Annotated in this window: 19 protein-coding genes; 10 read left to right on the top strand and 9 right to left on the bottom strand. The window is 72.3% G+C overall.

Annotated features, from left to right (window positions below):
* Positions 1–114: 114 nt before the first annotated feature.
* A complete protein-coding gene (locus tag HF995_RS09555; RefSeq protein WP_168447527.1) occupies positions 115–1,713 on the top strand; it encodes an ABC-F family ATP-binding cassette domain-containing protein in 1,599 nt (532 codons plus the stop codon).
* Here the strand turns inward: HF995_RS09555 and HF995_RS09550 are convergent.
* The 3 genes from HF995_RS09550 to HF995_RS09540 are packed head-to-tail and all read right to left on the bottom strand — an operon-like array spanning position 1,686 to position 3,267.
* Positions 1,686–2,648 carry an SURF1 family cytochrome oxidase biogenesis protein gene (locus HF995_RS09550; RefSeq protein ID WP_168447526.1) on the bottom strand — a complete coding sequence of 321 codons (963 nt, stop codon included), beginning with the start codon at positions 2,646–2,648 and terminating at the stop codon, positions 1,686–1,688. The genes HF995_RS09555 and HF995_RS09550 overlap by 28 nt on opposite strands.
* A complete protein-coding gene (locus HF995_RS09545) occupies positions 2,645–2,872 on the bottom strand; it encodes a hypothetical protein (protein WP_168447525.1) in 228 nt (75 codons plus the stop codon). The genes HF995_RS09550 and HF995_RS09545 overlap by 4 nt, the downstream gene beginning before the upstream one ends.
* Positions 2,869–3,267 carry a DUF3099 domain-containing protein gene (locus HF995_RS09540; protein WP_168447524.1) on the bottom strand — a complete coding sequence of 133 codons (399 nt, stop codon included), beginning with the start codon at positions 3,265–3,267 and terminating at the stop codon, positions 2,869–2,871. Before HF995_RS09540 ends, HF995_RS09545 begins: the two co-directional genes overlap by 4 nt.
* Before the next feature lie 212 nt (positions 3,268–3,479).
* Here HF995_RS09540 and fabG point away from each other — a divergent pair, with 212 nt between their 5' ends.
* From fabG to HF995_RS09525, 3 genes are all read left to right on the top strand, one after another.
* Positions 3,480–4,166, top strand: a complete 687-nt coding sequence (gene fabG, locus HF995_RS09535; RefSeq protein ID WP_350308823.1) for a 3-oxoacyl-ACP reductase FabG — start codon at positions 3,480–3,482, stop codon at positions 4,164–4,166.
* A 70-nt stretch (positions 4,167–4,236) separates the two neighbouring features.
* The gene (fabI, locus tag HF995_RS09530; RefSeq protein ID WP_168447523.1) at positions 4,237–5,004 is read left to right on the top strand and encodes an enoyl-ACP reductase FabI; all 768 of its coding nucleotides are present in this window, start codon (positions 4,237–4,239) and stop codon (positions 5,002–5,004) included.
* A gap of 12 nt (positions 5,005–5,016) precedes the next feature.
* Entirely contained in the window at positions 5,017–5,538 is a 522-nt protein-coding gene (locus HF995_RS09525) for a SixA phosphatase family protein (RefSeq protein WP_168447522.1), read from the top strand.
* Positions 5,539–5,611: 73 nt separating this feature from the next.
* Here the strand turns inward: HF995_RS09525 and serB are convergent, their stop codons facing one another.
* Together serB and glgC are read right to left on the bottom strand one after the other, a co-directional pair.
* On the bottom strand, positions 5,612–6,283 hold the full coding sequence (gene serB, locus HF995_RS09520; RefSeq protein WP_350308822.1) for a phosphoserine phosphatase SerB: 672 nt from the start codon (positions 6,281–6,283) through the stop codon (positions 5,612–5,614).
* Between the two features lie 58 nt (positions 6,284–6,341).
* Positions 6,342–7,586, bottom strand: coding sequence for a glucose-1-phosphate adenylyltransferase (glgC, locus tag HF995_RS09515; protein WP_168447521.1), 1,245 nt, complete (start codon positions 7,584–7,586; stop codon positions 6,342–6,344).
* A 116-nt stretch (positions 7,587–7,702) separates the two neighbouring features.
* Here glgC and glgA point away from each other — a divergent pair, with 116 nt between their 5' ends.
* On the top strand, positions 7,703–8,917 hold the full coding sequence (gene glgA / locus HF995_RS09510; RefSeq protein WP_168447520.1) for a glycogen synthase: 1,215 nt from the start codon (positions 7,703–7,705) through the stop codon (positions 8,915–8,917).
* Between the two features lie 37 nt (positions 8,918–8,954).
* Here glgA and HF995_RS09505 read toward each other — a convergent pair whose 3' ends face one another.
* The 3 genes from HF995_RS09505 to HF995_RS09495 all read right to left on the bottom strand — a co-directional run bounded on the left by HF995_RS09505 (position 8,955) and on the right by HF995_RS09495 (position 11,965).
* Positions 8,955–9,614, bottom strand: coding sequence for a response regulator (locus HF995_RS09505; RefSeq protein ID WP_350308821.1), 660 nt, complete (start codon positions 9,612–9,614; stop codon positions 8,955–8,957).
* 28 nt (positions 9,615–9,642) lie between these two features.
* A complete protein-coding gene (locus HF995_RS09500; protein WP_168447518.1) occupies positions 9,643–10,977 on the bottom strand; it encodes a sensor histidine kinase in 1,335 nt (444 codons plus the stop codon).
* Between the two features lie 133 nt (positions 10,978–11,110).
* A complete protein-coding gene (locus HF995_RS09495) occupies positions 11,111–11,965 on the bottom strand; it encodes an Rv1486c family protein (protein WP_168447517.1) in 855 nt (284 codons plus the stop codon).
* A gap of 49 nt (positions 11,966–12,014) precedes the next feature.
* Between HF995_RS09495 and HF995_RS09490 the strand changes: the two genes are divergently transcribed.
* From HF995_RS09490 to HF995_RS09470, 5 genes are all read left to right on the top strand, one after another.
* Positions 12,015–12,800 carry an ABC transporter ATP-binding protein gene (locus HF995_RS09490; protein ID WP_168447516.1) on the top strand — a complete coding sequence of 262 codons (786 nt, stop codon included), beginning with the start codon at positions 12,015–12,017 and terminating at the stop codon, positions 12,798–12,800.
* Positions 12,801–12,931: 131 nt separating this feature from the next.
* Positions 12,932–13,375, top strand: coding sequence for an NfeD family protein (locus tag HF995_RS09485; RefSeq protein ID WP_168447515.1), 444 nt, complete (start codon positions 12,932–12,934; stop codon positions 13,373–13,375).
* 44 nt (positions 13,376–13,419) lie between these two features.
* Positions 13,420–14,616 (top strand): SPFH domain-containing protein, encoded by a 1,197-nt coding sequence (locus HF995_RS09480; RefSeq protein ID WP_168447514.1) that lies wholly within the window; start codon positions 13,420–13,422, stop codon positions 14,614–14,616.
* A gap of 115 nt (positions 14,617–14,731) precedes the next feature.
* Positions 14,732–15,943 (top strand): MFS transporter, encoded by a 1,212-nt coding sequence (locus tag HF995_RS09475; protein ID WP_350308820.1) that lies wholly within the window; start codon positions 14,732–14,734, stop codon positions 15,941–15,943.
* A gap of 39 nt (positions 15,944–15,982) precedes the next feature.
* The gene (locus HF995_RS09470; protein ID WP_434060849.1) at positions 15,983–16,879 is read left to right on the top strand and encodes a TrmH family RNA methyltransferase; all 897 of its coding nucleotides are present in this window, start codon (positions 15,983–15,985) and stop codon (positions 16,877–16,879) included.
* A gap of 3 nt (positions 16,880–16,882) precedes the next feature.
* Here the strand turns inward: HF995_RS09470 and yczR are convergent, their stop codons facing one another.
* The gene (yczR, locus tag HF995_RS09465) at positions 16,883–18,316 is read right to left on the bottom strand and encodes a MocR-like transcription factor YczR (RefSeq protein WP_168447513.1); all 1,434 of its coding nucleotides are present in this window, start codon (positions 18,314–18,316) and stop codon (positions 16,883–16,885) included.
* Positions 18,317–18,354 lie beyond the last annotated feature (38 nt).

The raw sequence follows: 18,354 nt of genomic DNA, 5'->3' as shown, positions 1-18,354 counted from the left end.
TGGGACCTCCGATGAGTCGGGTATCACGTCGTCGGGAAACGGTAGGCACCGGTAAACTCGGGGGCGTTTGTGCCGCCGACCAAGGCTGGCCACCACCGCATGGAGGAAACCTCAGTGATCACTGCCCAGGGCGTCGAGATCCGGGTCGGAGCCCGCCTCCTTCTCGAACCGACGACCTTCCGTGTGGCCGCAGGCGACAGGATCGGGCTCGTCGGTCGTAACGGTGCCGGCAAGACGACGCTGACGAAGACCCTTGCGGGCGAGACCCAGCCGACCGCCGGCACGATCTCCCGGTCGAGCGAGATCGGCTACCTCGCGCAGGACCCGCGGACGGCCGACCCGGAGCAGCTCGCGATGGACCGTGTGCTGTCCGCGCGCGGCCTCAGCGAGATCGTGCGCGGCATGCGTGAGGCCGAGGGACAGATGGCCTCGGCCGTGCCGGAGACCGCTGCGGCAGCGATGGAGCGGTACCCGCGCCTCGAGGAGCGGTTCCTCGCGGCGGGCGGCTACGCCGCGGAGTCCGAGGCCGAGCGCATCACCGTGAACCTCGGCCTCGACGAGCGGGTGCTCTCGCAGCCGATCGGCACTCTTTCCGGTGGTCAGCGTCGCCGTGTCGAGCTCGCCCGGATCCTCTTCTCGGGCGTCGACACCCTCCTGCTCGACGAACCCACGAACCACCTCGACCACGACTCGATCGTGTGGCTGCGCGAGTACCTGCGCACCTACTCGGGCGGTCTCGTCGTCATCTCCCACGACGTCGAGCTGCTCCGCGTCGTGTGCACGAAGGTCTTCTTCCTCGACGCGACCCGCTCCACGATCGACCAGTACAACCTCGGCTACGACGCCTACGTCAAGCAGCGTGAGACCGACGAGAAGCGTCGCCGTCGTGAGCGCGCGAACGCCGAGAAGAAGGCGGCGACCCTCACGGCTCAGGGCGAGAAGATGCGCGCCAAGGCGACGAAGGCGGTCGCGGCGCAGAACATGCTGCGTCGCGCCGAGAAGCTGCTCGAGGGACTCGAGGGCGAGCGCGTGAGCGACAGGGTCGCAAAGCTGCGCTTCCCGAAGCCTGCGCCGTGCGGCCGCACCCCGCTCACCGCGGAAGGCCTGACGAAGGCGTACGGGTCGCTCGAGGTGTTCACGGGTGTCGACCTGGCGATCGATCGTGGCTCACGCGTCGTGATCCTGGGTCTCAACGGCGCGGGCAAGACGACGATGCTGCGCATCCTCGCGGGGGTCGAGCAGCCGGACACGGGAGCCGTCGTCCCGGGGCACGGTCTGAAGATCGGCTACTACGCCCAGGAGCACGACACGCTCGACATGTCGATGACCGTCGTCGAGAACCTCCGCCACGCTGCCCCGGACCTCACGGACACCGAGGTGCGTTCGGTGCTCGGCTCGTTCCTCTTCTCGGGCGACGACGCCGACAAGCCGACGAAGGTGCTGTCCGGCGGGGAGAAGACGCGCCTCGCGCTCGCGACGCTCGTCGTGTCGTCGGCCAACGTCCTCCTCCTCGACGAGCCGACCAACAACCTCGACCCTGCGAGCCGCGAGGAGATCCTCGGCGCGCTCAGCACGTACGAGGGTGCGGTCGTCATGGTCACGCACGACGAGGGCGCGGTCGAGGCGCTCACGCCCGAGCGTGTCCTCCTGCTGCCCGACGGCGACGAGGACCTCTGGAACGACAGCTACGCCGAGCTGGTGTCGCTCGCCTGACCGTCGTGCGCGGCGTCGATCTCGGCGTCCTCGGCGTCCTCGTCGCTCACGCGACGAGGACGGCGGTCGGTCGCCCCGGGACGTCGCCCTGACACCCACGCCACGACGTCGGGGGCGGTGCCCGCGGGCAGGTCCGTCACGCTCGTGGAGAGGCCCGCTCGCTCGTCCGCCTCACGGCGCTCGCGGCGCAGCAGCACGAAGAACCCGCCGATCGCCCCGGCCGCGAACACGCACCACTGGAACGCGTACGACAGGTGCGACCCGAGCGACGTGTCGGGTGCCTGCAACGGTCGCAGCGCCGTCTCGGGAGCAGGGGACTCGGAGACGAGGGCGAGGTAGCCGCCGACCGTCGCGACGTCGTCGGCTGACAGCCCGCCCGCGGCGAGCACCTGCGCGTTGTTGATCGCCTGGACCTGCCCGGCGGGTGCGCCGCGCCCGCTCGGCGCCTCCTGGGCGCGCAGACGAGCCGTGAGCGTGACCGTCCCGGAGGGCGGGGCGGGCAGGGTGTCGGGCGCGGACGCGTCCGCTCCGATCGGGATGAAGCCGCGGTCGACGACGACCGTGACCGCCGGGTCCTGCGCCTGGAACGGGGTGAGCACGTGAAAGCCCGCCGTCGAGTCGACGGGACGGTTGCGCAGCAGGACCGTCGCGTCGTCGAGGTACGTGCCTGTCACGGTGACCGTGCGCCACACGAGCGGCGCAGCCACGGTCGCGCCCGGCCCGGGGAGGAGCTCGGCGAGCGGTACGGCGGGTGCGGTGTAGTTGGCCGTGACGATCGCGACGGCGTCCCGCTTCGACTCGTAGCGGTGCCACTGCCAGCGCCCGGCTGCGAGGCACAGGAGCGCGACGACGACGACGCCGACGAACAGGACCACCCACTCGCGCCGCGTCCGCGCGCGGGCGCGCTCGGGCGCATCGGGCGCGGACGCTGTCACGGCTCGAGCTCCGCGACCGGGATCGTGCCCTTCCGAAAACCCCGCAGGTCGAGGAAGTTCTCGAGGTGGTCACGGTGGTCGTCGCACGCGAGCCACACCTTGCGCCGCTCGGGTGCGTGGATCTTCGGGTTGTTCCACAGCACGGCCCACACGGCGTCGGCGCGGCAGCCCTTGCCGCTGCACACGAGCTCGCGGTCGACGGGGTCGGGGTCGGGCGTGGTCAATGTGCGCTCCTGGGTCGGTGGCCGTCCGATGGGTCTTCCCCATCGTCCCAGGTCCGTCCCGCGCCCGGCGAACCAGGACCCTCAGGCTCAGGGGTGGGACGCGCCGGGAGCGCACGCGTGTCGATCAGCGTCGCCATGGTGCGGCGGTCGCGGCCTGCGTTGACGAAGAGGACGGCCGTGTACGGCAGGACGACGGCGCCCGCGACGAACACCCAGCGCAGCATCCCGGGCACGAAGATCGCGAGGAAGATGCACACGAGCCGGATCGCCATCTGGATCAGGTACGCGCGCATGCGCCGCCGCTGGTCCTCCTCGAGCGACAGGGGCGCGTCGGACACGCGCTGCACGGGGACGTCGTCGGAGCGTCGCCGCTGCCGTCCCGCGCCTCGAGTCATCACCTCAAGAGTCTAGGCGCGGCTCCGCGACGCTTCGGTTGCGCGCGATGTGATCTTTGTGGGAAGTCCACAAGAGGTGCGTGGCATCCGTGCGTGCGCCGTTCACAGGCCTCACGGCGCGCCCCGGGTAGCGTCGGGAGGACGCGGGCGCACCACGCCTGCCCCGAGCACGACGACCTGGAGGACATGTGACCGAGCCGCGCACCGTTCTGGTGACCGGAGCCAACCGCGGGATCGGCCGCGCGATCGCCGAGCGCTTCGTCGCGAACGGCGACCGCGTCGCGACGATCTACCGCAGCGGCGACCTGCCCGACGGCGTGCTCGGCGTGGTCGGCGACGTGACCGACACGGCGTCGGTCGACGCGGCGTTCGACAAGGTCGAGGCCGAGCTCGGACCGGTCGAGGTCCTCGTCGCGAACGCGGGCGTCACGAAGGACCAGCTCCTCATGCGGATGACCGACGAGGAGTTCGAGACGGTCCTCGACGTCAACCTCACCGGCACGTTCCGCTGCGTGCGGCGTGCGTCGAAGGGCATGATCCGCATGCGCCGCGGGCGGATCGTCCTCATCTCCTCGGTCGTCGGCCTGTACGGCGGCCCGGGCCAGGTGAACTACTCGTCCTCGAAGGCCGCGCTCGTCGGCATGGCTCGTTCGATCACCCGTGAGCTCGGTGGGCGCGGCATCACCGCGAACGTCGTCGCCCCCGGCTTCATCGAGACCGCGATGACCGCCGAGCTCCCCGAGGAGCGGCAGAAGCAGTACCGCGCCACGATCCCCGCCGGGCGCTTCGCGTCGCCCGACGAGGTCGCCGGCGTCGTCCAGTTCCTCGCCTCGCCCGACGCCGCCTACGTCACCGGGGCCGTGATCCCCGTCGACGGCGGCCTCGGCATGGGCCACTGACAGGCACGCACCAGCAACAGACCTCCCGCGGCCCGCGCACGCACGGACCGCGACGAAGAAAGGACCACGCATGGCTCTTCTCGACGGCAAGAAGCTCCTCGTCACCGGGGTGCTCACCGACCACTCGATCGCCTTCCACGTCGCCCGCCTCGCCCAGCAGGAGGGAGCCGAGGTCGTCCTGACGTCGTTCGGCCGCCAGCTGCGCCTTACGCAGGCGATCGCGAAGCGCCTGCCCGCCCCCGCGCCCGTCATCGAGCTCGACGTCACCGACGAGGGCGACCTCGAGGCGCTCGTCGGCCGCGTCTCCGAGCACGTCGACCGTCTCGACGGCGTCGTCCACTCGATCGGCTTCGCGCCGCAGTCCGTCATGGGCGGCAACTTCCTGTCGGGCCAGTGGGCTGACGTCGCGACCGCGCTCGAGGTGTCCGCGTTCTCGCTCAAGTCCCTCGCGGTCGCGGCGAAGCCGCTCATGTCGCAGGGCGGCTCGATCGTCGGCCTGACGTTCGACGCGAGCTTCGCATGGCCCGTTTACGACTGGATGGGCGTCGCCAAGGCGGCGTTCGAGTCGACGTCGCGCTACCTCGCGCGCGACCTCGGACCGGAGGGCATCCGCGTCAACCTCGTCTCCGCGGGCCCGATCCGTACGACCGCGGCCAAGTCCATCCCGGGCTTCGAGAAGATGGAGGGCGGCTGGCCCGAGCGCGCCCCGCTCGGCTGGGACCAGACCGACCCCGAGCCCACGGCGCGTGCGGTCGCGGCGCTGCTGTCCGACTGGTTCCCGGCGACGACCGGCGAGATCGTGCACGTGGACGGGGGAGTCCACGCGATGGGCTTGTGAGACTCTAGGGCCATGCCCGGAACTGAACGCACCCTGGTCGTCCTGCGACACGCGAAGGCCGAGCCGGCCGACGGCGCCGCAGACGAGCTTCGTCCGTTGGCCCTCCAGGGCCGCAAGCAGGCGACCCGCCTCGGCAAGCACCTCGCCGAGGGGGGCCTCCTCCCGGAGGTCGTGCTCTGCTCGACAGCGTTGCGCACCCGCCAGACGTGGGAGCTCGCGAAGGCCGCTCTGAAGCAGGCCGAGCCGCAGGTCGAGATGCGGGACGAGCTCTATGCCGCGTCGCCGTCGGGCCTGCTCGCAGCAGTGCGAGGCATCGATGCGCGCGTGCGGACCGTGCTCCTCGTCGGGCACGAGCCCGCGGTGTCGGGGCTCGCGGGGGCGCTCGCAGCCCCCGGCTCCGACCAGGGTGCGCTCGCTCAGGTCCGTGCCGGCGTCCCGACTGCGGCGTTCAGCGTCCTGACGGCAGACGTGCCGTGGGAGCAGTGGGGCAACGACGTCGCCCAGCTGACCGGAGTGTTCCGTCCCGAGGTCTGAGCACGACAGACGACGAGGCCCACCCCTGACGGGGTGGGCCTCGTCGTGTCAGGGCGCGTCTGCGTCCCTCGCGTCAGCGAGCGGCGATCGCCGCGTCGATCACCGCGACCGCGGCGTCGAGCCGAGGCCCGGGGACGGCGTACGGAGCGACCGCCTCGACGACGGGCTTCGCCTGGAACGCGATCCCGATGCCCGCGGCGCCGATCATGTCGAGGTCGTTCGCCCCGTCGCCGATCGCCACCGTGCGTGACATCGGGACGCCCTCCAGCTCGGCGAACTCGCGCAGCGTGCGCTCCTTGGCCGCGCGGTCGATCACGGGCCCGGTCGTCCGGCCGGTCAGCGCCCCCTCCCGCACCTCGAGGCGGTTCGCGCGGAAGCGGGTGATGCCGTGGCGAGCCGCGAGCGGTGCGACGACCTCCTCGAAGCCCCCCGACACGAGGCCCACGGCCCAGCCGCGGCTGCGCGCGACGTCGAGAAGCTCGACCGCGCCGGGCGTCAGACGGACCTCGGCGAGGACGTCGTCGAACACGGAGACGGGCAGGCCCGCGAGCGTGGCGACGCGGCGCTCGAGCGAGGCCGCAAAGTCCAGCTCGCCGCGCATGGCTGCCTCCGTGACGGCCGCGACCTCGTCCTTGCGGCCGGCGCGCTCGGCGAGGAGCTCGATCACCTCGGCGGTGATGAACGTCGAGTCGACGTCCATCACGAGGAGGTGGCGGTCGGTGCGGGCGGGCTCGGTCGCAGTCACAGGCTCACGATAGGGACCAGCCCCGCGCACGCGCGTCGGTGCCCGCGACCCGGACGCTTCACGCGTCCCGGACGACCGTTCCCTTCGGGATGACCGTCAGCCCGCTCTCCGTGACCGTCAGGCCGCGAGCACGGTCCGCCTCGGGGTCGAAGCCGACGCGGACGTTCTCCGCGATCACACAGTTCTTGTCGATGATGCACCGGTTGATCTGCGCGTGCCGTTGCACCTCGACGTTGTCCATGAGGACGGAGTCCGCGACCGACGACCACGAGTGGAGGAACACGCCCGGGGAGAGCACCGAGCCGGCCGCCTCGCCGCCCGACACGATCACGCCCGGCGACACGAGCGAGTCGACCGCATGACCGACCCTCCCGCCGCTCGCGTGGACGAACTTCGCGGGCGGCAGGCCCACGTAACCCGTGTAGAGCGGCCACAGCGTGTTGTACAGGTTGAACACCGGCTGGACCGCCATGAGGTCCCGGTTCGCCTCGTAGTACGAGTCGAGCGTCCCGACGTCGCGCCAGTAGTCGCGGTCGCGGTCCGTCGATCCCGGCACGTCGTTGCGGATGAAGTCGTAGACGGCGGCAGTGCCCCGCTCGACGAACATCGGGACGATGTCGCCACCCATGTCGTGGCGGCTCGTCAGGCTCGCAGCGTCCTGCGTCACGGCCTCGACGAGCGCGTCCGCGTCGAAGACGTAGTTGCCCATCGAGGCGAGCACCTCGCCGGGGGAGTCGGGCAGGCCGACCGGGTCCGTCGGCTTCTCGAGGAAGGCGCGGATCTTCGTGGCGTCCGCGGGGTCGGTGTCGATGACCCCGAACTGGTCCGCGAGCGCGATCGGCTGCCGGATCCCCGCGACCGTGAGCTGGGCTCCGGACTCGATGTGCGCGTCGACCATCTGCTTGAAGTCCATGCGGTACACGTGGTCCGCACCGACGACGATCACGATGTCGGGCCGCTCGTCCGAGATGATGTTGAGGCACTGGTAGATCGCGTCGGCGCTGCCGAGGTACCAGTGCTTGCCGACCCGCTGCTGCGCGGGCACCGAGGCGACGAAGTTGCCCAAGAGGTGCGACATGCGCCAGGTCTTCGTGATGTGCCTGTCGAGCGAGTGCGACTTGTACTGCGTCAGCACGACGATCTGCAGGTAGTGGGAGTTCACGAGGTTCGACAGCGCGAAGTCGATCAGGCGGTAGATCCCGCCGAAGGGGACGCCGGGCTTGGCCCGGTCTGCCGTCAGCGGCATCAGCCGCTTGCCTTCGCCACCTGCGAGGACGATTGCCAGGACCCGGGGAGCTGCCATGCCTCGACACTAGTGGCCGGTGTGGCCTTGCGCACAGGTGTGCGGCCCGTTTCTCGTGTCGTGTCGCAGCGAGCGGTCAGAGCGTCGGCGTGCGCGCACGCGCTACCGTGTCGCCTGTGAGAATCGACCTCCTGACCCGCGAGTTCCCTCCCTACGTCTACGGAGGAGCGGGGGTCCACGTCGCCGAGCTGTCTGGCGTCCTGCGCGCGCACGCCGACGTGCGCGTGCGGTGCTTCGACGGTCCGCGCGACCAGACCGAGCACCCCGGCGTCACGGGGTACGTCGCACCTGACGAGCTCGCCGCCGCCAACCCCGCGTTGAGCACGTTCGGCGTCGACCTCGCGATGGCGGCGGACGTCGCGGGCGCCGACATCGTGCACTCGCACACCTGGTATGCGAACCTCGCCGGGCACCTCGCCGGCCTGCTGAACGGCATCCCGCACGTCGTGTCCGCGCACTCCCTCGAGCCGTTGCGCCCCTGGAAGGCCGAGCAGCTCGGCGGTGGCTACGCCCTGTCGAGCTGGGCGGAGCGCACCGCCTACGAAGGTGCGGCCGCGATCATCGCCGTGAGCGGCGGCATGCGCGAGGACATCCTGCGGGCGTACCCCGACGTCGACCCCGCGCGCGTGCACGTCGTGCACAACGGCATCGACCTCGCGCGGTGGCGGCGCCCTGAGGGCGCCGCGGCCCAGGTCGCGCAGGACGCCGTGCGGGGTCTCGGCATCGACCCGGGCCGTCCCGCGGTCGTGTTCGTCGGTCGGATCACCAGGCAGAAGGGCCTGCCGTACCTGCTCCGCGCGGTGGAGAGCCTCCCCGCTGACGTGCAGGTGATCCTCTGCGCGGGCTCGCCCGACACCCCGGAGATCGCGACCGAGGTCGGGGAGGCCGTGGCCCGCCTGTCAGCGAACCGCTCGGGTGTCGTGTGGATCGAGGAGATGCTGCCGCGCGACGTGCTGATCGCTGTCCTCGCGGCCTCGACCGTGTTCGTGTGCCCCTCGATCTACGAGCCCCTCGGGATCGTCAACCTCGAGGCGATGGCCGTGGGCCTGCCCGTCGTCGGCTCGGCGACTGGAGGCATCCCCGAGGTCATCGTCGACGGCGAGACCGGCCTCCTCGTCCCGATCGAGCAGGCGCAGGACGGGACGGGCGAGCCGGTCGACCCAGACCGGTTCGTCGCGGACCTCGCTGCCGCGCTCGCGGCCGTCGTCGCAGACCCTGAGCGGGCCGCCGCGATGGGCGCGGCGTCACGTCGCCGCGTCGAGGAGCACTTTGCGTGGGAGGCGATCGGCGAGCGGACGATGGACATCTACCGCTCGGTCCTCGCGGTCTGAGCGCTCACCGGTAGTCCCGGCACAGGGCGCGACGGCGTCACACCCCGAGGTATCGCAGCACCGCGAGCACCCGCCGGTTGTCGGCGGAGTCCTGCGGGAGGCCGAGCCGCTCGAAGATCGACGTCACGTTCTTCTCGACCGCACCCGCCGACAGGAAGAGCGACGAGGCGATCGCCGCGTTGGACCGGCCCTGCGCCATGAGGCCGAGGACCTCGCGCTCACGCGGGCTCAGCGCCGTCAGGCTCTGGTCGCGGCGCGACGCGCCCATGAGCTGGCTGACGACCTCAGGGTCGAGGACCGTGCGGCCCTGCGCGACCTGCTCGAGCGCCGCCATGAACTCGCCGACGTCCGCCACCCGGTCCTTGAGAAGGTAGCCAACCCCCTGCGCGCCCGACGCGAGGAGGTCCGACGCATAGCGCGTTTCCACGTGCTGCGAGAAGACGAGGACGCCGAGGTCCGGGTGCGCCGCACGCAGGGCGACGGCAGCGCGCAGTCCCTCGTCCGTGAACGTCGGCGGCATCCGCACGTCGGTGACGACGACGTCGGGCAGGTCGCCCGTGCGGGCCAGGTGGGCGACGTGCGCCTCGAGCGCTGCCGCGTCCCCGACGGCTTCGACGACGTCGTGCCCGCGACGGGCGAGGAGGGCGACGAGCCCGTCCCGCAGGATCGCAGAGTCCTCCGCGACGATCAGGCGCACGTGCTCTCCTTGCATGCAGGTCGATATGTCATCCGGCCTGGACAGGAACGGTGACGGTGACCACCGTAGGCCCTCCGTGCGGGCTGTCGATGGTCAGCGTGCCGTCGACGGAGCGGACACGCTCGGCGAGCCCCGCGAGCCCGGTGCCCGACCAGCCGGGTCCCGCAGCCGGCGGGACGACGACGGCGCCGCCGCGGCCGTCGTCGCGCACCGTGACGTGCAGCGCCCCGGGACGCTGCACGAGCTCGACGTCGACCCGCGTCGCGTCCGCGTGCTTGGTCGCGTTCGTGATGAGCTCCGCGACGCCGAAGTAGACGATCGTCTCCGCCGCAGGGGAGGCGTGCGTCGCGCCGTCGGAGCGGGTCGCGTGGAGCCGCACCGGGATCGCCGACCGTGCGGCGAGCGTCTCGAGCGCGACCTCCAGCCCCGCCTCGAGCGCGGGCGGCCGGATGGTCCGGGCGATCTCGCGCAGCTCCGCGAGCGTCTCCTTGGTGGACGCGTGCGCGGTCTCGAGCAGGTCCGACGCCTCGGCCGGCGCCGTGCCCAGGAGCTCCTTCGCCTCGCCGAGCTGCATCGCGACCGCGACGAGCCGCGCCTGGGTGCCGTCGTGCAGCTCGCGCTCGATGCGACGCAGTCGCGCGTCCGCGTCCTCGACCGTCCTGCTGCGCGACTCCTCGAGCGCCGCGACACGCAGCTCGGTCGCGGTCGGCGCGAGCATGCTCGCCGTGAGCCACCGCCACACGTCCGCAGCGGCACGGTTGACCACGACCCAGACGAGCAGCGACACCGCCCCGATCGCGACGAGGAGCAGCTGACGGCCCGGCGTGTCGAAGAACCAGCCGCCGTTGATCTGAGCCCCGCGGTGCATCTGCCCGTCCCACCCGACCTGGGTGGGCAACGACCAGGACCAGGCCCAGTGGGTGACGCCGCCCACCCCGAGGGCCAGGAACGTCCAGGACACGGTGAAGCTCACGATCGCGACCGGCAGCGACACGGCGCCGAACAGCAGGGCGCGCCACCCGGGAGCGTCCGTGAGCATCGCCCACAGGCTGCCGCTCACGCTCGTGCGTCGACGACGGCGCGGCGGCGCCGCGACGTCGGCCCCGAGCAACCCGCGTGCGAGGCCGCGGTACATCGCACCCCACCCGCGCCCGGCCACGACCATCGCCCCCGGGACGAACAAGCCCACGACGGTCACGAGCAGACCACCGATCAAGGACACGGTCGTCACGGTCCACGTGAAGGCGAACGGCGCGAGCAGCATCGCGACGTTGACGTACGCGAAGTGGCGCCACGACTGCCGGTGCGCGAGAGCCCGCCACGCGGGAATGCGTTCGGGGCGGTTGACGGCGGGGGTGGTCATGGTGTCCTCCTGGCTCGGGTCCACCCATCGTCGTGCGCGTCCCACCTCGTCCGGCAGCCGGAGGACACCCGCTGCGGCGGGGGAAAACCCGACCGTCCGGCCAGGCGTGCGCGCGGCGCACGGCCACGCCGGGTCACAGGTGCGTGACGTCGACGTCGTCGGCCGGGAGGAACGTCGCCGCCGACAGCGCTCGGCGCGCCGCGCGCTCGACCTCGCGCAGCGCCGTCGTGCGCTGGTCCGCCTGCCAGAGGTTCGTCGCCCCGCCGTCGTTCTGAGTCGCGAGGGCGACGATCGCGCGGAGGCGAGCCGCCATCGTGAGGACCGTGACGTTGCGCTGCGGCACGTCCTCGGGCAGGTCCCACGCAGGGACGAGCCCCGAGCGCAGGTGGTCGATCTCCCGCGCCGCATCCTCGCGCCAGCTGGCGACGTCGAGGTCGACGAGCGCACCGGTCGCCTGGATGACCGCGTGCCTCATCGCGTTCTCGGCGTCCGCGAGCGTCCCCACCGCGTCGAAGAACCGGTGCGCCCACGGCCCCGTCTCCGTCACGTGCCACGTCACGCAGTGACCGCGCTCCCAGACCGACCCGAACTCGACGACGTCAGGCACTGCGACGGCGTGGTGCGTGCCGCACGTCAGCAGGACGCACTCGCCCGCCCCGACGGCCCGGTCGGGAACCATCGCGGGCAGGCCGTCCGTGTCGCCCGGGGGCGGCAGGAGCGCGACGGCGGCGCAGCCCTGCGCGATCCACCCCTCCACAGTCCTGCGGAAGGCCGAGCCGTCGGACGCGAGGAAGGCAGCTGGCCCCGACTCGGGCACGTCGTCCCCGGGGACGTAGAGGTCATGCGGCTCGTCGTCGCCCCGCACCGCCGCAGCGACCCGTTCTGCGTGGTCGGAGGGGGCTCCCGGACCGCCACGACGGGACGCTGCGGTGAGCCACAGCGCGAGCCGCACCGACCGTGGCAGCGCGACAGATGAGGTCCCGGTCACGTGTCAAACCTACCCCGGTCTGAAGCCTCAGCGGATAGGCTCGGTGACCATGACCGAGGTTCTCGCCCTGCACGACGTCACCGTCCGCCGCTCCACCACCACGATCCTCGACAAGGTCACCTGGACCGTCCAGGACCAGGACCGATGGGTCGTCCTCGGTCGTAACGGAGCAGGCAAGACGACGCTGCTGTCGATCGCCGCCGGGCGCATGCACCCGACGTCCGGCACCGCGGACCTCCTCGGCGAGAGGCTCGGCCGCACCGACCTCCAGGAGCTGCGCCCGCGCATCGGCCTGTCGAGCGCCGCGCTCGCTGAGCACATCCTCGGTTCCGAGACGGTCCGCGACGTCGTCCTCACCGCGGCGTACGGCATGACGGGACGGTGGCGCGAGCAGTACGAGGACTTCGACCTCGGCCGCGCCGACGACCTCCTGCGGCTCTTCGGGATGGGGGAGCTCGCCCACCGCACCTTCGGCACGCTGTCCGAGGGCGAGCGCAAGCGCGTCCAGATCGCCCGCGCCCTCATGACCGACCCTGAGCTGCTGCTCCTCGACGAGCCGGCGGCGGGCCTCGACCTGGGCGGCCGAGAAGAGCTCGTCGCCGCGCTCGCGGAGCTTGCGGGGGACCGACGGTCGCCCGTGATGGTGCTCGTCACGCACCACGTCGAGGAGATCCCGCCGAACTTCACGCACGCGCTGCTGCTGCGCGGCGGTCAGGCTTTCATGGCCGGCCCGCTCGCCCAGGTGCTCACGAGCGAGAACCTCTCGGAAGCGTTCGGCCTGCCGCTCGTCGTCGAGTCCCGCGAGGGCCGGTACACCGCCCGCGGCCTGCGCTGACGCACGCCCCGCGCGGGCGTGCCACGCCCCCCAGCGGTGTCGCCCGAGGCGCCGTTACGGTAAAGTCTCAGTAAAGCACCGCTGTGCAGCCGCCGCGACGTCGCGGCAGTCCTGAGAGGGGGAGGGAGACCATGGACTGGTACTGGTGGCTCATCATCATGTTCGCGCTCGTCGCGATCGAGGCACTGACGCTCGACCTCGTGCTGTTCATGTTCGCCGGCGGCACGCTCGCGGCGGGCATCGTCTCCGCCGCCGGGCTCGACCTGCCGTGGCAGGTCGTGGCGTTCGCTGTCGTCTCGGCCGTCCTCCTCGTCGCGCTGCGCCCCTTCCTCCTGAAGAACCTCCGGGCCCGGGGAGAGCCGCTCGTCGAGACCAACGCGGCCGCGAACGTGGGCCGGGAGGCGGTCGTCGTCCAGGAGGTCACAGGAACCTCGGGCCTCGTCAAGCTCCGGGGCGAGGTCTGGAGCGCGCGCGTCGACGACGACGTCGTGATCCCTGTGGGTGCCGAGGTGCGCGTGAGCCGCATCGACGGTGCGACCGCCGTCGTGGAGCAGCAGCAGTCCGCAGGTGCCTGACCCTCTAACCTCTGCAAGCCCGGAACACCAGGAGCTGAACTTCTATGGGTGAAGACCTCTCATTCGTCTACGTCTTGCTGATCATCGTCGCGATCTTCGTGCTGATCGTCATCGGCAAGAGCGTGCGGATCGTGCCGCAGACGCAGGCGTGGCTCGTCGAGCGTCTCGGTCGCTACAACCGAACGTTCGAGGCAGGCCTGCACCTGCTCATCCCGTTCGTCGACCGCGTGCGCGCTCAGGTCGACCTGCGCGAGCAGGTCGTGTCGTTCCCCCCGCAGCCCGTGATCACGTCCGACAACCTGGTCGTGAGCATCGACACCGTCATCTACTTCCAGGTGACCGACCCCAAGTCGGCCGTCTACGAGATCGCCAACTACATCGTCGGTATCGAGCAGCTGACCGTCACGACGCTGCGCAACGTCATCGGTTCGATGGACCTCGAGCAGACGCTCACGAGCCGCGACCAGATCAACGGCCAGCTCCGCGGCGTCCTCGACGAGGCGACCGGTCGCTGGGGCATCCGTGTCAACCGCGTCGAGCTCAAGGCGATCGACCCGCCCGCGAGCGTCCAGGGCTCCATGGAGCAGCAGATGCGCGCTGAGCGTGACCGCCGTGCGGCGATCCTCCAGGCGGAGGGCATCAAGCAGTCGCAGATCCTCACGGCCGAGGGTGAGAAGCAGGCCGCGATCCTCCGCGCCGAAGGGTCGGCCCAGGCCAAGATCCTCGAGGCCGAGGGTGAGTCCCGCGCGATCCTCCAGGTCTTCGACGCGATCCACGAGGGCGACGCCGACCCGAAGCTGCTCGCGTACCAGTACCTCCAGACGCTCCCGCAGATCGCGAACGGGTCGTCGAGCAAGATGTGGCTCGTCCCGACCGAGTTCACCTCTGCCCTCGGCGCTGTCGTCGCCGGGCTGGGCGGCGAGACGCCGAGCGCACCCGCCCCGGCTGCGAGCGAGCCGCGGCGCGCCCGCCCGCGCTTCCAGAGCGCCGGGCTGGTCGATCCGGCCGAGGCGCTCGCCGAGGCTCGCCGCCAGGTCCAGGAGGCCACCGCGGACGCGACGACCGCAGGCCAGCGGTCTGGTCGTCCGTTCGACCCGAGCACGGAGGCCGGACAGCACCCCGGTGCGCCGGTGCCTCCGCCCGCCGCTCCGCCGGTCCAGCAGGCGCCGCCCGCACCGCCGGCTGCACCGTACGCACCGCCCGCGACAACCACAGGCGAGCCTCCCGCTCCCCAGCAGTGAGCACCGACGCCACGAGGGCGCGCCGCTACCGTTGCGGCGCGCCCTCGTGGCGTCTGCACGTCGAGTCGCCGCGTCGCACATACCGAATCGTTTCGATGCCTGTCATCATGGTGCGGTGAGCAGCCCCCAGACCATCGCCGCGCCGCTGCGCCGCGACCGGTACACGATCACCACGTACGGCACCTTCGCCGTCTGGGGGTGGTTCCTGTACTCCTTCAGCCCGTCTGTGCCGCTGCTCGCCGAGGACCTCGGCGTCTCGAAGGCCGCCGGCGGCCTGCACGGCACGGCCATGGCCCTCGGCGCGATCTCCGCCGCGCTCTTCACACCGCGCCTCGTCGCCGCGATCGGCCGGCGCAACGCCATCACGTCCGGGCTCCTCCTCGTCGCCGCAGGCGTCGCCGGGCTCGTCGCAGGCCCGGTGCTCGCCGCGACCCTCGGGAGCATGTTCGTCCTCGCCGTCGGCGGCAACGTCGCCGTGTCGGCCTCGCAGGTCGGCATCTCCGACCACCACGGCCCCTCGGCCCCCGCCGCGATCACCGAGGCGAACGGTGTCGGGTCCGGCGTCGGGCTCTTCGCACCCCTCGCCGTCGGACTCGCGGTCGGGGTCGGCTGGGGATGGCGGGCCGCCGTCGTCACGACGGTCGTCCTCGCCGTGGCCGTCGCCTGGGCGACGTCGCGGCTGCCCGACAGCGGCCGCCGCCCGACGGCCCCGACGCACGAGAAGGCGGACGCGGCCGAGATGCCCGTCGCGCCCACGCGCGCCCTCGGACCCGGTTCCGTCTGGTTCCTCGTGACCCTCGTCGCCGCAGTCGCCCTCGAGAACGCGACGACCTACTGGTCGACGTCTCTCGTCCTCGAGCGCACCGGCGCCGACGCGAGCATCGCGACCGCGACCACCGCAGGGCTCATCGCCGGCATGACTGCGATGCGCTTCGTCGTCGGCCCGCTCACGCGGCGCTGGCACAGCGCCCACCTCCTCGCCGTGAGCTTCGGGATCTCGGTGGTCGGCTGGGCCGTGCTGTGGACCGCGACGTCCCCGGCCGTGGCGCTCGTCGGCCTTGCCGTCGCCGGCTTCGGATACGGCGCCCAGTACCCGCTCTCGGTCGCGCTCGTGCTCGGCATCGCCCGCGAGGCTGCCGACCGGGCGCAGGCCGTCGCGACGTTCACCGGGGGAGCCGCAGTCGGCCTCGCGCCGTTCATCCTCGGGGCCGTCGCCGACGCCGTCGGCATGCACACCGCGTTCCTCGCGGTGCCCGTCCTCGCGGTCCTCGGCGGCACGGGCGCGATCCTCGGGTGGCGCCGCGCCCACGCCCACGCCCTCCTGTGACCCGACCGCCCCACGCGCACGCTCCTGAGAGAATGTCGTGTGCCCACGAACGTCGCCCCGCCTGACCTGTCCGACCTCAACCTCGTCGAGATCACCGACCCCACGGCGGACGAGCTCGCCGACTACGTCAGGCTGACCGACGTCGTGCTGCGGTCCAAGCACGAGCCCGCTAAGGGGCTGTACATCGCCGAGAGCTCGACCGTGATCCGCCGCGCGATCGCCGCGGGGCACCGACCCCGGTCGTTCTTCATGGAGCACAAGTGGCTCCCCGGGATGGCCGACGTCCTGCGACGGTTCCCCGACGTCCCCGTCCACGTCGCCGACGCAGCCGTGCTCGAGTCCGTCACCGGGTTCCACCTGCACCGCGGCGCCCTCGCAGCGATGCACCGGCCACTGCTCGCGAGCGTCAGCGACCTGCTCGCGTCCGCGCGCGGCGGGCTCGGTGCGCGCCGCGTCGTCGTGCTCGAGGACATCGTGGACCACACGAACGTCGGCGCCGCGATGCGCGCGTGCGCGGCGATGGGCGTCGACGCGGTGATCATGACGCCGTCGTGCGCCGACCCGCTCTACCGGCGCGCCGTGCGCGTCTCGATGGGCACCGTCTTCCAGGTGCCGTGGACCCGCTTCGACGCGTGGCCGGCAGCGCCGCGCGGCGCCGAGCCGGCGGACGGCGTCGACCTGCTGCGAGAGCTCGGGTTCACCGTGGCAGCGCTCGCCCTCGAGGACGACTCCGTCAGCCTCGACGCGCTCGAGTCGGACGCCCCGCAGAGGCTCGCGCTCGTGTTCGGTACCGAGGGGGACGGGCTCAAGCCGCGCACGATCGCGGCGTGCGACGTGACCGTCAAGATCCCCATGGCGGGCGGCGTCGACTCGCTCAACGTCGCGTCCGCCGTCGCTGTCGCGACGTGGGCGACGAGGGTCCGCGCCGTCGTCTGACGATCAGACCGGGACGCTCGCGTCGCGGAGCTCGGCACCGGGGCGCTCCGGCGCGGACGTGACCGCGTCCCACGCGCGCACGAGGATGTCGACCGCCTCGTCGAGCACGTCCGGCGCGGCGGTGATCGGGATGCGCAGGTGCCGCTCGAACTCGCCCCCGGTGCCGAAGCGCGGCCCGGCCGAGATCGCGAGGCCGCGAGCGCGGGCCGCGAGCGCGAGGCGCGAGCTGTAGGCCTCGCCGAGGCCGACCCACAGGGCGAGGCCGCCGTGGACGTGCGGGACGTCCCAGGTCGGGAGCCGCTCCGCGAGGCGGGCGGTCAGGTGGTCGCGCGACGCGCGCAGCTGGGCGCGTCGCGTCTCCGCGACGTCGGCGAGGTACGGCAGAGCGTGCAGCAGGACGAGCTGCTCGAGGATCGGCGTGCCGAGGTCGTGGACGTGGCGTGCGGCGACGAGGCGCGTGATCGTGTCGGTGTCCGCGCGCACCCAGCCGAGCCTGAGACCGCCCCAGAGCGTCTTGCCGACCGAGCCGATCGTCACGACCTGCGTGCCCGGGGTGGCGTGCCGTGCGAACGGCGTCCATGGTGTGAGGCGGTCGATGTCGAGCTCGGCGGTCGTCTCGTCGACGACGACGATCGTGCCGCTGCGTGCGGCGGCGTGGCAGACGGCGGTCCGCAGGTCGTGCGGCATGATCGCGCCGGTCGGGTTGTGGTGGTCGGGCATGAGGTGGGCCACCGCTGGCCCGGACGCGATCGCGCGCAGCAGTCCGTCGGCATCCCAGCCGGCCCGCGCGTCGACCGGCACGGCCAGCGGCCGGGCGCCCGCGGCGACGAGCGCGTCGAGCGCGTGCGGGTAGGTGGGCATCTCGATGACGGCGCGGTCGCCAGGGCGCACGTGGGTGCGTGCGACGAGGCCGATCGCGTGCTGGGCGCCGAGCGTCACCATGACCTGCTCGGGCGTGGTCGGCAGGCCGAGCGCGGTGTACCGGTCGGCGAGGGCTGCGCGGAGCGCGGGGAGGCCGACGGGGTCGTAGTCGTGGCGCAGGAGGTGCCGGGGGAGGTCGGCGGCTGCGGCGGTCGCTGCGGCCGCGACCTGCGAGGCGGCGGGCATGGTCGCCTTGGTGAGGTCGAGCGCGGGGGCGTCCGGCCCGGGCGTACCGGGCCGGGAACCGGGGGCGTGAAGGAGGGAGCCGGACCCGCGGCGGCTGGTGAGGAAGCCGTCGGAGCGCAGGGCGGCGTAGGCCTGGGAGACGGTGGTGCGGCTCACGTCGAGCGCCTGGGCGAGGTCGCGCTCGGACGGCAGGCGGGTGTCTGGCGGGATGCGGCCGTCGATCGAGAGGAGGCGGAGCCGGTCGGCGAGGGCGCGGTAGAGCGGGGCGTCGTCCGGCAGGCCCTGGAGGAGCGGGACGAGGGCGTGGGCGCTCAGCGTGCGGTCGCTCATGGAGCCACCGTACGCGAATTGGCTCCTTGTGGGGAGGC

Source organism: Sanguibacter hominis ATCC BAA-789, assembly GCF_012396185.1.
In the GTDB taxonomy this organism is placed as follows: Bacteria; Actinomycetota; Actinomycetes; order Actinomycetales; family Cellulomonadaceae; genus Flavimobilis; species Flavimobilis hominis.
The sequence above is the reverse complement of the archived record's forward strand: the minus strand, read 5'-3'. Positions and strand labels throughout refer to the sequence as shown.

Excerpts from the sequence above, each read along its gene's own strand:
- HF995_RS09540 (WP_168447524.1), bottom strand. The coding sequence starts at position 3,267 with ATGACTCGAGGCGCGGGACGGCAGCGGCGACGCTCCGACGACGTCCCC.
- fabI (WP_168447523.1), top strand. The coding sequence starts at position 4,237 with ATGGCTCTTCTCGACGGCAAGAAGCTCCTCGTCACCGGGGTGCTCACC.
- HF995_RS09525 (WP_168447522.1), top strand. The coding sequence starts at position 5,017 with ATGCCCGGAACTGAACGCACCCTGGTCGTCCTGCGACACGCGAAGGCC.
- glgC (WP_168447521.1), bottom strand. The coding sequence starts at position 7,586 with ATGGCAGCTCCCCGGGTCCTGGCAATCGTCCTCGCAGGTGGCGAAGGC.
- HF995_RS09500 (WP_168447518.1), bottom strand. The coding sequence starts at position 10,977 with ATGACCACCCCCGCCGTCAACCGCCCCGAACGCATTCCCGCGTGGCGG.
- HF995_RS09490 (WP_168447516.1), top strand. The coding sequence starts at position 12,015 with ATGACCGAGGTTCTCGCCCTGCACGACGTCACCGTCCGCCGCTCCACC.
- HF995_RS09485 (WP_168447515.1), top strand. The coding sequence starts at position 12,932 with ATGGACTGGTACTGGTGGCTCATCATCATGTTCGCGCTCGTCGCGATC.
- HF995_RS09480 (WP_168447514.1), top strand. The coding sequence starts at position 13,420 with ATGGGTGAAGACCTCTCATTCGTCTACGTCTTGCTGATCATCGTCGCG.
- yczR (WP_168447513.1), bottom strand. The coding sequence starts at position 18,316 with ATGAGCGACCGCACGCTGAGCGCCCACGCCCTCGTCCCGCTCCTCCAG.